A 15634-nucleotide genomic window follows, 5' to 3' on the forward strand; every position below is an offset into this window, starting at 1 on the left:
TTCTGCACGGCCATCAACCCCGTTCGCCAGTGTCGCCCGTTCAAGGATGGACAACAACACCGGCTTGCCCGGATTCACGCCCCGCGAAAGGAACGCTCCATGAAATTGCGCGCACTTCCCCTCCTGCTCCTGCTGGCCTTCGGTCAGGCCATGGCAGAGGATGCTTCCCGCATCACGCAGGTCACGCTCTACCCCGGCAGCGCCACCGTCGAGCGCGCGGCCCGCGTGGCAGCCGGTGCGACCCAGCTCGAAATCGGCGGGCTGCCGACCGGCTTTGATGTGCGCACCCTCCGCCTCGAATCCGACACCGGCATCCGCCTGGGGGAATTCAGCGTGCAGGATGTGGCGAGCGCGGACGCGGTCAATCCGCGCCAGGCCGCACTGGAGGCGAAGATCGAGGCGCTGGACGACCAGCTCGCGAAGCTCGACATCGAGCGCCAGTCCGCCGAGCTCGTGACCGGCTATCTCAAGGGCCTGAGCGAAGGCGGCAAGGGCACGGCGGTGGACACCCGCAATCTCGCCGCCACGCTGGGCGCGATCCAGCAGGGCGGCAGTGATGCACTCGCCCGGGTGCAGCGCGTCGCCCAGCAGAAGCGCGCTCTGGAGAAGCAGCGCGAAGCCCTGCTGCGTGATCTGGAGAAAGTGGCGGCTGACAGCCGCGATAGCCGCCGGCTGCTGGTGAGCCTCGCCGCCGAGCGGGCGGGTGAGGTGCGCCTGAGCTACCAGTTGCGCGGCCCGGGCTGGCAGCCGGTCTATCGTGCCACGCTGGATTCGGCGAGCGGCCGCGTCGAGATCGAGCGCCAGGCGCTGATCGCGCAGAACAGCGGCGAAGACTGGAGCAAGGTGGCGCTGAAGCTTTCCACCGGCCAGCCGAATGCCGCCACCCAGGGCCAGCCGCCGCGGCCGTGGAACATCTGGCTGCAGGAGCCCCAACCGGTGCGCCCGCTCGCCAAGGCCATGGCCATGGCGCCGATGGCGGCCCCCGCGCCACCCGCACCGGCCATGGCGGCAGCCCGCATGGCCGAGTCAGCCGATGCGCCGCTGTTTGAGGTCAGTGAAATGCAATCGGCATTCGCCACCGAATTCCAGGTGCCGGCGCGCATCTCGCTGCCTTCTGACGGCCGCCGGGTCACCGTGTCACTCGGCAGGCAACAGCTGCCGATGAAGCTTCGCGTACAGGTGCAGCCGCGTCAGAGCGAAACCGCTTTCCTTGTGGCCGCCGGCGAGCGGCCCGAAGGCGTCTGGCTGCCCGGCCAGATCCAGCTCTATCGCGATGGCGGCTATGTGGGCGCCACGCAATGGTCGGCGCAGGAAGGCGAGCGCTTCGAGCTGCCCTTCGGCCGTGATGATCTGGTGCGGGTGACCAACAAGCCCGGCACCCAGACCAATGCCAGCAGCGGCCTGATCGAGCAGCGCCAGGAGCGCGGCATCAGCAACGACTACACCATCACCAGCCAGCATCGTCAGCCGATCGAACTGCTGGTTCTGGAAGCCTCGCCGGTCTCGACCAGCGAACAGGTGAAGGTGGATGCGAAGTTCGTGCCGCAGCCCGATCAGCTCAAGTGGCAGGAGCAGCCCGGCATCGTTGCGTGGTCCCGCACGCTGGCGCCGGGCGCCACGCAGAAGTTCAGCGTGAGCTACAGCGTGAGCTGGCCGAAGAATGCAAATGTCATCGGCTTCTGATTGAGGGCGGGCGCCGCACGGTCTCAGACCGTGCGCTTGAGCTCCACGATCACCGGTGCATGGTCGGACGGGCGTTCCAGCTTGCGCGGCGCCTTGTCCACCCAGCAGCGCAGCGCCTGCGGCAGCAGCGGCGCCGAGATCAGGATGTGGTCGATGCGCAGGCCGAAGTTGCGGCGGAAGGCCATCATCCGGTAATCCCACCAGGAATAGATCTTCTCCGGCTGCTCGAAGAGCCGGAACGCGTCCGAGAGGCCCAGCGCCAGCAGCGCGCGGAAGGCCGCCCGCTCGGGCTCCGAGACATGGATCTCGTCCTTCCAGTCGGGATGCGCGTCACGCGCTTCCGGCGCGATGTTGAAATCCCCGGTCAGCACCAGCTGCGGATGCTGCTGCAGCTCTTCGCGCACCCAGGCGGTGAGCGCCGCCAGCCAGCTCATCTTGTAGGCAAACTTTTCCGAGCCGACCGCCTGACCATTCACGAAATAGCCGCAGATCACCCGCACCCCGTCCACCGTGGCGGCGATGATGCGGCGCTGCTCGTCTTCCAGACCCGGAATGCCGATCTGCACGTCGCGGGCGTCCAGCTTCGACAGGATCGCCACGCCGTTATAGGTCTTCTGCCCGGAAAACACCGCCTTGTAACCGGCCGCCGCGAGTTCCTCGACCGGAAAGGCCTTGTCCTCGAGCTTCAGCTCCTGCAGGCAGACCACATCCGGCGACTCGGCCGCCAGCCAGTCGAGCAGATGCGGCAGGCGGACCTTGAGGGAGTTGACGTTCCAGGTGGCGATTTTCATGGGGCGGGGTTCCTTGTCGGGGGGGGTGTGTCACTGGCGAGGCGTGCCAGCCAGGCCGCATACGCCGGGCTGGCGTCACGGTTCTTGTGTTGCATGAAGCTACTCAATTCTTCTGTCATGCCGAAGAGAGTCCAGGCGAGCGGTTCGAGCCGCGCTGCCGGGCTGCCGCTCTGCTGGGCATCCTGGATGAGTTGCAGCGTGCGCGCCTTGTATTCGGGCAGCACACTGGAACCATAGTCCAGCGCCTTGCCCAGCCCCGAGAGATACATGAGCTTGGGCACTTCCACGCTGGGCCAGTGCAGGGCCATGTTGAGCGGCCATTCCAGCATGGCGCGCTCGCCCCACATTTCCGAGGAGGGCATGTGCTTGTTGGCGAGCAGGGTCAGCATGAAGGCCTGGCCCAGCTCCGTGAGGTAGGGCGGCATCACTTCCGCTGTCGGGTGCAGATAGAAGTCGTCCAGCGGCTGCTCGCGCTTCATGCCGATGCGAGCCAGCAGGCGCTGCTCCAGCTTCAGCACCAGCGCGCCCAGTTCGGCGTTCGTGGCGTGGCCGCTCTCGGTGGCCTGGCGCTGGCGCGAAGTGCAGTCCCACAGGGAGAGCGAAATCTGCCAGCGGGCGGTTTCGCCTTCGCCGCTGCAACCCAGTTCCCCGGTCACGAAATACTTCATGGTGGGCGGCACGATGTCGAAGAGCGCATTGCCATCGGTTTCGCCGCCGGAGAGGACCGGGCCGCCGCCTTCCACCACGAGGATGTAGGTCGAGGCCGCGTAGTCGCTCCAGTAATGTGCCGCCTCCGCCAGATACAGCGGAATGGCGCGGGCGTAACGCCCCAGATCGTCTTCGCGCTGGGATTCCGCGCGTTCAGAACCGTCCGGCATTTTCGAGAGGGCGAAGAAACCTACTTCAGGTGCGCCTTCCGGCTTCTGCGCGAAGAGCCAGTCGGCATTGCGCAGGCCGTAGTGCCAGATCGGCTGGGTGATCGCAAGCGTGGTCACCTTCAGCGCGTCCGGATCGATAGGCTTGCCCTGCGCCGCCTGTTTGCGCATCTCCTGGAAGGCCTGAGCGAACTGGTCGAGGTGCTGCTTGATCGGCGCGAAGCCCAGCGCATACATGCGGCTGAGCAGGGCTTCGCCTTCATCCACCCTGCCCAGATGCTGGCAGGCGCGCAGCAGGTTCAGGCCTGCCATCGGGTCGTGCCTCTTCTCGTCGAAAGCGGGGCCGACCAGTTCGAGGATCAGCGGTACCTGGCCGTTGTTGCCAAGATCGCCCGAAATCATCATCAGCGTGCTGCTGTCGTACTGGCTGCCGGCCAGCACTTCGGCATAAAGCGCCCGCGCCTGATCGACCTCCCCGTGCTCCAGATGATGCCGGGCCAGCCACAGCTGCGCGCGCCAGCTGCCGGGCAGGGCGGCGGCGGTGCGCAGAGCCTGCAGGTAGCCGGCCTCACCATCGCGCTCGCGCTGGATGGTGGCCCACCAGAGCAGTCCGTTGTCCTGATTCGGGTCTGCCTGCACAGCCTGCCAGAGCACTTCATGCGAGCGCGCTTCATCGCCGCGCTCCGCGAACACCTTGGCGAGGTTGGTCAGTAGCGTGCCAGTTTCGCCCGCCTTGCGCATGCCCTCGCGCAGTGTGACCTCCGCCGCATCGAGCTGGCCATTCTTCATCAGCACAATGCCGTGGATGGTGTAGCTGCGCTCAGGGATATCGTCGATCTCGACAAGGCGTGCCGCTGCAGGCAGCAGGTCAGAGGCAAAGCCATCATTGAGGCCTGTGATGATCTGGTTATACAGATCGCCTGGTTCGTTCCATTTCTGTTGCAGGGCGGGAAGAAAGATTTTTTCGCGCCACTCGCTGCGCGTGATTTTCAACTCGCGGCCGTAGGCGTCGTAGGCCGTAATCAGCTCTTCCTTGGCCGGGCTGGCGGGCTGGGCTGGCGTTTGGGCGGCAGAGGCGGGCGATTCTTTCTTGCCGGTCAGGGCAGAGAGGATGCGTTTGAACATGGGATGGCTTTCAGAAAATTACTCTGTGCTGACGGCTGCAATCAGCGCATCGAGAACCGGAACCTTGCCGCGAGCCCGCTCAAGCACTTCGAGCGGGAAATATTTTGCGTAGTAGCGGAGGTCCGTGGGGTCTCCCGGAGCATGCTTCTGCAGCTCGTTCTTGCAGGCTGGCGTCAGGTCCGGTGTGTATTGGCCAAGGATCGCCAGCAGCGTCGCTTCGATGGCGGGCACGGAGACTACTTGCTCGACCTTTGCCGTCCGCAACCACTTGTCTTCGGCTGGCTTCAGCGGAATGTCTGCATCCAGCACTGCGAGCCGATGATCGAAGTCCGCCGTCTGGGCGACTGATTTCAGCTTGTCGATGATGCCTGCCGGGCCATATCCGTGAGCATTCCTGATGCTGACGGACAAGCGCATGCCGCGCTGGTAGTAGAGGCTTTTAAGGTGGGTGGCGAAGGCCTCTTCGGTTTCGCCTTCCACCACAATCAGCACGGTCCGGTTGGTCTTGCGTAGCGGGCGCTTTGCCATGTGCGCGCCTCACAACATGGGCACGGCACCATAGGCGCCGGCCATGTACTTGGCGTAGAAGTTGTCGTCCGCGCGCACGCCTTCCATGTCTGACAAGCGCCAGGCCTCGCTGCGGCAGCGCTCGTTTTTCTCCACCAGCATGATCTGGCCCTTCCTGAGCAGATTCAGGATTTCCACCGAATGGCAGGTAAAGATCAGCTGGGCGTTGTGCGGGTTGGTCTTCGGGCTGATGAAGAGATTCAGGATCGGCTCCAGCATCAGCGGGTGCAGGTCGGATTCCAGTTCGTCGAAGATCACCGTGCCGCCTTCCGCCAACACCGGCAGCAAATCCGCGAGCAGCACGAATGCCGCTTGCGTACCGCTGGATTCGGCAAACATCGGCAGCTTCATCTCACGCTCGCCATCGCTGTGAATGCCGAAAGGCACGAGCACATCCTCCTCCTTGCCATCCCGCACGCTGCGCAGGGTTTCGAGCCGCACGTCGTTGAGGCCGAAGTCCCATTGCTTCAGCAGTGCCGCCATCCGGGCGCGATGCGGCTCGTTGTCGGCAAAGAACTTCGCTGCGCTGATGACATCCGGAGCGCCCTGAAAGGCTTGCCGGCCGATTGCATCGATATTGCTCTGGCGCCGGCCAAGCGCCTCGACAATCGCCAGTGCTGTTTCCACGCCGAATTGCTCGGCCGTGGAGATCAGCGAAGCCAGCGGCTTGACTCGCTCTGCCTGCTTCTGCGGCAGGCCGAAGCCGCGTTGCTGGATCTTTTCAACGCCCGCTGCTGAATCCCATTCGCGAGAGAAGAGGGTGCTGAACGTGCGGCTGGTCTTGAGCCGCAAGGACTCGGCCAGCACGCGCTCCCTGTTCAGAGCCAAAGCATAGCGGTAGAGCTTGCCCTGAGCTTCGAACTCCAGCTCGAACTGGCTGCCGCTACCGGTTTCGAGTACGTGCGGCTGCACGGCGAGGCTATGGCCCGGTTCCATGAAGAAGGATTTGGTCACGAACCAGCACAGGAAATCCAGCGCCTTGATCACATTCGTCTTGCCCGCGCCATTGGCACCCACCACGGCCAGCAGCTTGCTCAGCTGTCGGTCGGTGGCGGCGGAGGCGAAGCTGCTCTCCGTGCCGTTCGCGCGGGCGTCGAGGACGAAGGAAACCTCGGTTTCGTCCGCGAAGGAGAAGAAGTTCGAGAAGCGAAGGCTGTGCAGCATTTTACGTGCTCGCGTGTTTTCAACAATTATTTGTTGATTATGCGTTAGCGCATTGCATTTTGCACGCTGTATGAATAGCCAAGTCGATGGGCGGGGCCTTCGTTAGCCACGGCTGGGAGCTGGTGGCACTGGCACACAGGCAAAGGTCTCGTCAGTCTCGCCCAAGGTGACAGGCAGCTTCCCTGATTCAGCAATGCCCAGCACACTGGTTAGCCAGCCGGCGTAGAGCCAGTCCTGGCCTTCACTGCGGCCTGTGAGTTCGGGGACGGGCATCGCTTTCCTTGGCAATCAAGTTGCGGACGGTGATTTATACAAATCGGCGAGCAGTGCGAGCAGTTGCTTCTGCATGGCTTCGCGCTCGGCTCCGTGATGGGCGCGCCGGTGGTCGTCTGCACATAGCGCTACGACGTTGTGCTCGTGATCGGGGCCGTCTTCCGATAGCGGGATGACGTGGTGGGTTTCCAGATAGATCTGACCTTTGTGCGTGGTGAAGCCCGGCTTGTCGCAGTACTGACACTTGCCTTGGGCTTTGCGCAGTGCTTTTTCCCGCACTTCGGCTTTCCGCTCGCGGACGCTGGTGGTGATCTGAATCTTATTGGCGGGCTGAGTGGTCGGGAGTGAAAACTGATCCACGTAGGGGGAAGGCGCCGCACCGCGTACCAGATGGCAGGCCCCGGTCAGTTTGTCATAGTGCTGGATGTGCCACGGTTCAGCGTCCAGCAAGCGAAACTTCACCCTTGATGCGTCGGCCTGGTCATCATCATCGTCCCGAATATCGCCCTCGCAGATCATCACCCGCATGGGGAGCTGTTTGTGGAGCGCGCGCTGCAAAACAAGATCCATGTCGTAGGCTCGTTTCCCCAGTGTGCCCAACCCCTTGCGTTTGCAGTCCAGACTGAATTCGCGGATGTTGAACGTGTGTTCGATCTGGCCGCCGGCTTCTGTCATGTGCGCATGCCAGAGGCTCAGCAGTACCTGTTCATCCGATTCGAAGGCCCAGTTGTAGCAGTACTTCGGATTGGCAGCGGCCCACTTTGGCCCGCGCTTGTAGTTGCCCCAGTCGGATACATCGAAGCCGGCGTCGCTAACCAGGTCGATGACGCGTTGCCGCTTGGTGGGTTTGAGGTCTGCCAGGGTACTCATGCGTTTGCTGCCTTTCTGCCGCGCTTCGCCTTTGGGGCTTCGCTGCGGGTGGTGGCGAGGCGTTTGAGGAGTTCGGTGGCGGGTTCGTCGTTGGGGTCTTGCGGCACGAGTTCGCCCCGGAAGGCACGGGCTAACAGGGCGGGGGTGAGTTGCTCGGCCTGCTTGCGGGCTGTGGTGAGGCGGGCTTCGAGGCGGTCGGCGAAGGCGAAGAGGGTTTCTACGCGGCGGACGATTTCGTGTTGTTCCTCGAGCGGCGGAACGAGGAGCGGCAACGATTTCACTTCATCAGAGTTGATGTTGTTGACGCCACTGGTTGATTTGCTGATCAGCTCTACCCGTTGCCTCTGTGCCGGAGCGGAGAAACCGAAGTAGAGAAACCACGGCAGTATTTTTTTCGGATCTGTGCGAAGGCGCATGAGGTATCCGGCAAATAGATGGCCCACGGCATCGCCTTCCACAATGCAGCATTTCCCAACAAGATCGACGCTTCCGTTTGAGCGGATCAGTAGCAAATCTCCTGCTTGGAGTGCTAATTTTTCCGCCTCCTTCGAGGCAAAGTCGGCGCGCTTGATATCAGTTAAATCAACTTTCCCGCCCTCGCCAATATTGGGTATCCGGAGTACAGGCAGACCGCCTTCTCGGTAGTCGCACTTTTGGGATGTGCCATAACGGAGGTCAAGCGCGAGGTCTCGAACCGTGAGCGCGTTCCATCCCTTAGGGGGACGCTGATCGTCAGCGCCGGATTCCGGGACGGTGGTTCCCGGATTGCGCTGCGCTTCATCCGGGCTACGGGTGGCGCGCCAGTCTTCGGTCAGGCGGCCGGAGGTGGCGGCGGCGAGGATGGATTGGCGGAAGCGTTTGAGCAGGGCAGGAAGGCGGTCGAGGCGGTCGCGGCAGGCCTCCACCCGCGCCAGCGTGCTGTCGAGCTTGTCGGCGATGCGTTTTTGTTCGGGGAGTGGGGCGAGCGGGATTTCAAACCCACTCAAATCTTCTTTGTTAAAGCCATTCTGTGCCGAGCGAGAAACCAGCCGCAAGGGAGCTTGGAAACACTCTGATTTGAGCAGGTAGTAGACGAAGCGGCGTTCCATTGCTGGAGGAATGTCGACCTTGGCCATGGCCACGTTATAGGCACCAGTCATTCCCGTCAGAATTCGCCCGAGTGAGGCTCCGTATCGTGCGATGAGCACGTCGGCCTCACTGCATTTCTTGAGCTTGTTTGTGTCCGGGATATAGGTGGGGACGGCTCTATCGCCGAAATCTCTGATTTGCAGAAGCTGAACGTAGCCTTCTCGTGGCTCGTAGATGAACTCGCTTTTTGGGGGCTGGGTGCCGCCTTGTACATCCAAAACCGACAAGAAACCTGTAGCCATCCAAGAGTCGGGTAGGAGGCTCATTCCACCACCTCTTCACCCAGCTCGCGCAGAAGGGCCTGCAGTTCGGCCAGCGCGCCTTCGAGTTCGGTGACGGCTTCCTGCGCGAGCACGGCGGGTTCGGGCAGGTCGGCGGCGTCTTCGGCGTTGTCGTCCTTGAGCCAGGCGATGTCGAGGCTGTCGCCGCGCTCCTTGATCCATTCGCGGCTGAAGCGGCGGAAGCGGCCTTGCTCGCCCTGATCTGTGCGGGTGGCAGCGCTGTAGGCGGTTTCGAAGTCGGCGAAGTGGGTGCGGGTGAGTGGGGTGCGCTTGCCGAAGCGGGGCATGTTGGCGCGCAGGTCATAGACCCAGACTTCCTGCGTGGCGGCCTCACTGTTGTCCGAGACCTTGTCGAAGAAGAGGACGTTGGTCTTGACGCCTTGGGCGTAGAAGATGCCGGTGGGCAGGCGCAGGATGGTGTGCAGGCGGCACTTGTCCATGAGGTCGCGGCGGATCTCGGCGCCGACACCACTCTCGAAGAGCACGTTATCGGGCAGCACCACGGCGGCGCGGCCGCCATCCTTCAGATGCCGGTAGATGTGCTGGACGAAGGCGAGCTGTTTGTTGCTGGTGGTGAAGGTGAAATCATCCCGCGTGGGGCCGCCGCCCCCCTTGGCGGTGCCGAAGGGCGGATTGCTGAGGATGATGTGGGTCTTGGGCAGCTCGGTGCCGGCATTGCCGAGGGTGTTGCCCAGATGCACGACGCCTGCTTCATCGCCCTCCATGCCGTGCAGCAGGCAGTTCATGAGCGCGAGGCGGCGGGTGCCGGGCACCAGCTCCATGCCGATGAAGGCCTGGTTGCGCTGGAAGCTGCGCTGGCTTTCCTTCAGGTCGTAGAGGTTGTCGGTGCGGGCCTTGATGTAAGCGTCTGCCGCGATGAGGAAGCCGGCGGTGCCGGCGGCCGGGTCTTGCACGGTCTCACCCGGTTGCGGATCGATCAGGGCGACGATGCTGTCGATGAGCGGGCGCGGGGTGAAGTACTGGCCGGCGCCGGACTTGGTTTCGGTGGCGTTCTTTTCCAGCAGGCCTTCGTAGAGGTCGCCGAGGCCGTCGCGCTGGGCGGAGAACCAGTCGATGGCGTCGATGCTGCGGATTAATTGCTCCAGGTGGCGCGGCTCCTTGAGGCGGGTTTGCGCGTCGGCGTAGATGGCGGCGAGCAGCGGATCGGTGCTCTTGGATAGATCGAGCAGGGTTTCGCGGTAGTAGTTGAGCAGGTTGAGGCCGGAGAGCTTGGCGATATCGGGCCAGCGGGCGCCCTCGGGCAGCTTGTGGCCGGCCATGACGCCGCTCTGGGCGTTTTCGTGCTCCATCTTGATGAAGAGCAGGAGGACGAGCTCGGTGACGTAGTCGGAGTAGTTGATGCCGTCGTCGCGCAGCACGTCGCAGAGGTTCCAGAGTTTCTGGACGATTTCGTTGTTGCTCATGGTGTTTCCGTGGTGGTGTTCGGGGTCAGCAGCTTGAATTCGCGCGCGTCTTCTTCGAAGGCGTTGGCGGCTTTCAGGGCGGCAATGGTGGCGTGCAGATCGGTGCAGTTGAAGCTGGTCGTCCAGCGGGCAATGTAGCTGAGCGCCCGGATGAGGGGCGCGGGGTCGTTCTGCCGCGAGAGGGCGCGCTGGGCGTCGACATACTGCTCGTGGTAGAGCGTGGGGATGATGATGCGGCTGCGCCCGCAGCGGGAAAGCTCGGCGTTCATCAGCAGGCGGGAGAGGCGGCCGTTGCCGTCGCTGAAAGGATGCACTTCGGAGATGAGGAAGGCGTAATAGATGGCGCGGGCGAGGCCTTCGGGCACGCTGCCGGCGAGCTGGGCGCCTTCGAGCAGGGTGCCGCGCACGAAGGCAGGCTCTGCGAAGCGGGTGCCGCCGGCGTAGTTGGTCTGTACCTTGAATTCGCCGGGCTGAACCTCGGGGCGGTTTTCCATCATGCGCAGGTGGCGCTCGCGCAGGGCATCGAGAATGTCGGCCGGCGCGGGCAGGCTGCTGCGGTAGTGCGGGTGCAGGATGAGCTGGAAGACGCCGAGGATGTCGTGCGAATCCTTGGGGCGGTTGGGCACGATGCGGTTCTGCAGGGCGATGGCTTCGGCTTCTTCGATGGAGAAGCGCGTGCCTTCGACGAAATTCGAGAAATAGGATTCGAGGAAAGCGAAGTGGGTGCGGGCCGGGTCTTGCGCGGCGGCGTCCGCCAGATCCGGCACGGGTGTGGCGCGCAGGGCATCGGCGAGGATCTGGAAGCGGTGCAGGCGCTCGGCATCGACCGGCGTGCCTTGCGCCACTCGCTGGCCTTGCGGGGTGAGCAGCGTGCCGGCCGCCCAGGTGCCGAGCAGGGCGCCAATCATGCCGTTGAGGGTGGCGAAGTCGTCTGCCGCGTCCATGGCTTCGGCGAGGCTGCGGGCTTCGTCGCGCACGCGGTTGAGGGCGGCATCGCCCGAAGCGTTGAGAATTTCGACGAGCTTTTCCTCGACACCGGCATGGCCCGCGCGGCGGGGCTTGCTGCTGCGCGAGCGGCCCAGGTTTTCGAGCAGCATGCGCGGGCGGGACGACCAGTAGAGGCCGCTGCTGCCCAGAGGCATGTCGCCCGGCAAGGCGGCTGGGCCTTTGATGAGCACGGCGGCAAGGCCCGGCATGCTGAGCGTGGTGTTGAAGCGGGTGGGGTGGCTGAGAGTGACTTCGTCCGCCGGGGTGATGCCGCCCTTGAGCGCGCTGAGGTGCGAGACGACGGCACCGGGGATCAGGTGCCCGAGGATGGCCTGCCAGTTGCGCCGCACGAGCTGGGCGACCGGGCCGAACTGGCCAGTCGGCAGATCGGCCGGGTCGACAGCGTTGGCGTACACGCCAGCGGCGATGCGGGTGATTTCACCCGCCTTGGCACGCCGCTGCAGCTTGCGCTGCTCGGCCTCATCGGCAGGGATGAGGATGGGGCGCGGATCGGCGGTTTGTCGTTTTCCCGCTGGCAAGGACATGGATGGGCGTGGCTTTGTCGGAATTGGACTTATTGTAGCGCTTGTGTTTGATGATTTGCGCTAAATACATTTGGGGTGAGATGTCGGTTTCGGGCTTCTGAAACGATCAGATGCCTGTTGTTCTTGCTTTTTTGAACTAATCATCTGGCTATTATGTCGGTTTTTCACTTATTTTATTGGGGTGAGCCGAATGCAGACGCTATTCGGCTCACCCGCCGGCTTGTCTTGAACCGACTCAGGCGGCGCTGGGCCAGAGGGCTTCGGCGAAGGTATCCAGCACACTGTGCAGCTTGCCACCCAGGCGCACATCGAGCTGCTTGGCGCCGCCATCGTCGCGGAAGGCGCGATTGACGAAATCGGTGTCGATGACGATTTCGTGGCCGAGCTGCTTGGCGACGCGATCCAGCCATTTGCGCTGCATGGGCGTCCAGCTGGTGAGGGCGTAGATCTTGTCCATGGCCTGGGCGATGCGCTGCTCGAAGGGCACGAGGGCTTCGCCGAGCGCAGCCTGACGGATATAGCCGACGATGCTTGCAGCGATCTCGTGATTGGTTTTGTTGCGCCACGCCGTTTGCAGGCGGGCTTCGGGGTAGCCGTGGGTGTCCAGCAGCAGGCGTACTTCCTTGAGCTGCTCGCGGGTGAGTTCCTTGGGGCGATTGACGACGACGCCCAGCGCGACCGACTGGTTGAGCTGCTCGCGGATGAAGCGGCCGAAGCTGTCGAGATAGTCCTCGGGCTTGGTGTATTTGCCGTAGCTCTGCTCACGGACCATCAATTCGTCTTTGTGATCGGAGAGCACCGGCATGTAGGCGCTGCCGATGAGGGTTTTGACTTCTTCGATCTGCTGGAGCAGGCCGGCTTGCTGGCGGATGAATTCGGCAGCGGCTTGGGGGCCGATCTTCTGCAGGTGCTTGTGAAGCTCTGCCGGCGGCACGCCCCAGTGCTGTTCAAGCTCGGCGAGGCGGGTCTTGAGGGCGGGCTTCTTCTCGGCTTTGTGGGTGGCGTCGCGCAGCACGCGCATGAGTTTCTGGCTGACGGCATCGAGCACGTCGTGGGCATGTGTTTCGCCCATGCGGCTACCCTTGGCTTCGAAACTGGCCGGGTCGTTCAGCTCGGTGAGGAGCTGGTCGAGCGTGATGTTCGGGTCTTTGACCAGGGGCTTCATGCTGCTGACTTCCTGCAGCTCTTTGTAGAGGTCGACCGGATCGTAGATCTTGAACACGGTCTTGCCGATTTCGTCGCAACGGCGCGTGGCGCGGCCGATCATCTGCTCGTAGAGGATGCGCGAGCGCACCCGGCGCATGAAGACGAGGTGGGCGATCTTTGGTACGTCGATGCCGGTGGTGAGCAGGTCGACGGTGATGGCGATGTTCGGGTAGCGCTCGTTCTTGTAGCGCCGGATGAGGTCGCTGACCTTGTCGGATTTGCCAGTGATCTTGCGCACGGCGGCTTCGGCGTAGGCTTCACCATGGACAGCCTTGAAGGCGTCGTCGAGCAGACGCTTGACCATGTCGGCATGCAGATCGGTGGCGCAGAAGATCATGGTCTTCTCTTCACCGAAGGGGTCGAGTTCCTGTGCAAGCTGCTCGCAGATGACGCGGTTGAAATCATCAACGATGACGCGGCGGTTGAAGGCTTCGACTTCGAAGTTGAGCTCGTCGTCCAGCTCGGACTGCTCGACCTCGCCGGTGCCGAAATTGATGGCGCTGACGGTTTCGCCCTTCTCGAACTTGATGCCCTTCTGCGTGAGCAGGGTCTCAAAGCGGATCGGGGGCTCGTGGTCGATGAGCCAGTCATCCGCCACCGCTTCGCGATAGGAGTAGGTGTAGACGGGCTTGCCGAAAATTTCGGTGGTTTGCTTGGCCGGCGTGGCGGTGAGGCCGATCTTGACGGCGTCGAAGTAGTCGAGCACGCGGCGGTAGGTGGAGAGGTACTGGGCCTGGTCGCGCACCAGCATTTCGCCCTCGGTCATGTCCTGATCCAGGGTGTAGCCCCGGTGAGCCTCATCGACAATGATGCAGTCGAATTCATCGATGCCCGGTGGCTGGTCAGACTGGAAAATGCGCTTGACCATGGCCTGTACGGTGGCGACTTGCACACGGGTTTCCGCCTCGGCCGCCATGTCGCCCATCTCTGCAATGTTGTAGATCTTGGAGAGTGGCTGGTTCTGTTCCAGCAGGGCGTCGTTGAAAGCGTCCAGCGCCTGATCACCCAGCGCGGTGCGGTCAACCAGAAACAGGATGCGACGGAAGCGTTCGGCTTTGAGCAGGCGATACATCAGGCCGATGATGGTGCGCGTCTTGCCGGTGCCGGTGGCCATTGCCAGCAGGGCTTTGGGCTGACCGCTGGCGAGCGCGGCTTCCACGCTCTGGATGGCGAGTTCCTGATATTTGCGTAGCTTGAGGTAGGCGAATCCTTCGGCCTTGAGTTTGGCTTCTGCCTCGGCCTTGTTGCGCGTGAGTTGGTCGAGCAGGCCAGCCGGGGAATGGAAATCCGTGAGCGGGCGAGCCAGGTTGGCGGGGCTGCGCACGTCGCGGAACCAGGTGCCGCTCTGCTCGGCAAGCTGGGGCAGGAAGGGGCGGCTGTTGCTGGAGTAGACGAAAGGAATCTGGAGCGCTTGCCCTTGAGCATCCGGCCAGCCTGCGCTGCGGCCTTCGAGCTGCCAGGCAGGTTCGAAGCCTGCTTGTTGCTGGAAACCGGCGGCATAGCGCTCGGCCTGCGGGATTTTGCCGGCAACGTTCTCGTTCTCGCGTTTGGCTTCGACGACGGCGAGCGGCGTCATGCCGGCGAAGAGCACGTAATCCGCCGCCTGCTTGCCGACAGTAGGCCACTCGGCAATCGCGCGGTTTTTGCCCTTGGCGGGGCGGGCACCTTTCTTGTAGTCAAGAAGCTGAGTGTCGGCTTCCCAGCCAGCTTCAATGAGCTGCTGGTCGATGAGGATACGGGTGAGTTCTTCGGTGAGCACGAGCTGCTTGGCGGCGCTCTGCGTGCTCTTGGTGACCTGCTGGGCTGCTTTCTGGCTGTCTTCCAACTGGGCCTGCAGCATCTTGATGCGGGCTTCGAACTCGGCCTTCAGCTTGTCGACCTGCGCACTCTGCTCCTCGGCCAGCGACAGCGAGGCGGCGACCTCTTCCTCCATCTGCTTGCTGAGTTCGGCGAACTGAGCCTTCTCCCGGTCGAGCAGGGCGGCGAGCTGCTGGTTGCTGTCCAGCGCCTGGTGTTTGCCGGCCAGATCCGCGCGCAGCTGGGCGATCTCTGCCTGCAGGGCGCCCAACTCGGCGCTGGGGTCGGTAGGTGGAACGAAGGGGCCAGGCTTGAAGCCGGAGCCGGCCTTGCCAAAGCTCTGATGGAACCAGATGGCCAGGGCGCGGGCGACGCGCAGCCCGTCCATGGCTTCCTTGTGCTGGGTGCGGAACTGGTGGGTGGCCTTGTTGCCCTCGATGCGCAGGGTGTGGAAGAGGCTGCGCACGGTGGAGTCCAGATTGATCTCGCGGCTGAGCCGGAAGATCAGGTCGGCCTGCCTGGTTTCGGCGTCAATCTCGATACCGATGCGGGCGGCGATGTCCTGCGCAATGGCCTCGCCCAGCTGGCGCAGTTTGATCAGGGTGGTGTTCGGGTCGGAGGCGAAAACCTGCTCTGCGGTGGTGGCCAGCTTCAGGAAAACGGGGTCATGCTCGGCAAGGAAGGAAAAATTGCTGCGCACTGTCATGATCCCGGCCAGGTCAGATGCGGTTTGGCGGGCGGAATGTCGTTCGCATTCTCTCCGCTGATCGGTTGCCGGCTGGCGTTTGAAAGAGCCGGGTCGCACGGCAGATTGTAGAGCAGCCTGTTCTCGACCGGATTGCGATTGTTGCGCATGGATCACATTGCAATCATTCAGACGATCGGAAGCCCATTCCATTTTGCCCGGAGCTGCTGGCG

The 15634-nt window shown here is 63.2% G+C and carries 11 protein-coding genes; 1 reads left to right on the top strand and 10 read right to left on the bottom strand.

Translation table 11 applies throughout. The features are described from left to right. The first annotated feature begins 99 nt into the window (after nucleotides 1–99). A complete protein-coding gene (locus ABDB87_RS18760; RefSeq protein WP_345929945.1) occupies nucleotides 100–1683 on the top strand; it encodes a DUF4139 domain-containing protein in 1584 nt (527 codons plus the stop codon). Nucleotides 1684–1706: 23 nt separating this feature from the next. Here ABDB87_RS18760 and xth read toward each other — a convergent pair whose 3' ends face one another. The 10 genes from xth to ABDB87_RS18810 all read right to left on the bottom strand — a co-directional run bounded on the left by xth (nucleotide 1707) and on the right by ABDB87_RS18810 (nucleotide 15571). Then, nucleotides 1707–2474 (bottom strand): exodeoxyribonuclease III, encoded by a 768-nt coding sequence (gene xth, locus ABDB87_RS18765; protein WP_345929947.1) that lies wholly within the window; start codon nucleotides 2472–2474, stop codon nucleotides 1707–1709. Then, entirely contained in the window at nucleotides 2471–4474 is a 2004-nt protein-coding gene (locus ABDB87_RS18770) for a hypothetical protein (protein WP_345929948.1), read from the bottom strand. Before ABDB87_RS18770 ends, xth begins: the two co-directional genes overlap by 4 nt. Nucleotides 4475–4492: 18 nt before the next feature. After that, nucleotides 4493–5002: a hypothetical protein gene (locus ABDB87_RS18775; protein WP_345929950.1), complete on the bottom strand. Its 510-nt coding sequence runs from the start codon at nucleotides 5000–5002 to the stop codon at nucleotides 4493–4495. A 9-nt stretch (nucleotides 5003–5011) separates the two neighbouring features. Then, nucleotides 5012–6205, bottom strand: a complete 1194-nt coding sequence (locus tag ABDB87_RS18780; protein ID WP_345929952.1) for an AAA family ATPase — start codon at nucleotides 6203–6205, stop codon at nucleotides 5012–5014. Between the two features lie 288 nt (nucleotides 6206–6493). Beyond that, the gene (locus ABDB87_RS18785) at nucleotides 6494–7348 is read right to left on the bottom strand and encodes an HNH endonuclease (protein ID WP_345929955.1); all 855 of its coding nucleotides are present in this window, start codon (nucleotides 7346–7348) and stop codon (nucleotides 6494–6496) included. Then, complete coding sequence (locus ABDB87_RS18790) at nucleotides 7345–8718, bottom strand: restriction endonuclease subunit S (protein ID WP_345929957.1); 1374 nt, start codon at nucleotides 8716–8718, stop codon at nucleotides 7345–7347. The genes ABDB87_RS18785 and ABDB87_RS18790 overlap by 4 nt, the downstream gene beginning before the upstream one ends. A gap of 20 nt (nucleotides 8719–8738) precedes the next feature. Then, on the bottom strand, nucleotides 8739–10181 hold the full coding sequence (locus ABDB87_RS18795; protein ID WP_345929959.1) for a class I SAM-dependent DNA methyltransferase: 1443 nt from the start codon (nucleotides 10179–10181) through the stop codon (nucleotides 8739–8741). Beyond that, nucleotides 10178–11713, bottom strand: a complete 1536-nt coding sequence (locus tag ABDB87_RS18800; protein ID WP_345929961.1) for a Fic family protein — start codon at nucleotides 11711–11713, stop codon at nucleotides 10178–10180. Before ABDB87_RS18800 ends, ABDB87_RS18795 begins: the two co-directional genes overlap by 4 nt. 235 nt (nucleotides 11714–11948) lie before the next feature. Further along, nucleotides 11949–15422 (bottom strand): type I restriction-modification system endonuclease, encoded by a 3474-nt coding sequence (gene hsdR / locus ABDB87_RS18805; RefSeq protein ID WP_345929963.1) that lies wholly within the window; start codon nucleotides 15420–15422, stop codon nucleotides 11949–11951. Next, complete coding sequence (locus ABDB87_RS18810) at nucleotides 15419–15571, bottom strand: hypothetical protein (protein WP_345929965.1); 153 nt, start codon at nucleotides 15569–15571, stop codon at nucleotides 15419–15421. Before ABDB87_RS18810 ends, hsdR begins: the two co-directional genes overlap by 4 nt. Nucleotides 15572–15634: the final 63 nt, after the last annotated feature.

This window comes from Uliginosibacterium paludis (assembly GCF_039631355.1).
Taxonomy (GTDB): domain Bacteria; phylum Pseudomonadota; class Gammaproteobacteria; order Burkholderiales; family Rhodocyclaceae; genus Uliginosibacterium; species Uliginosibacterium paludis.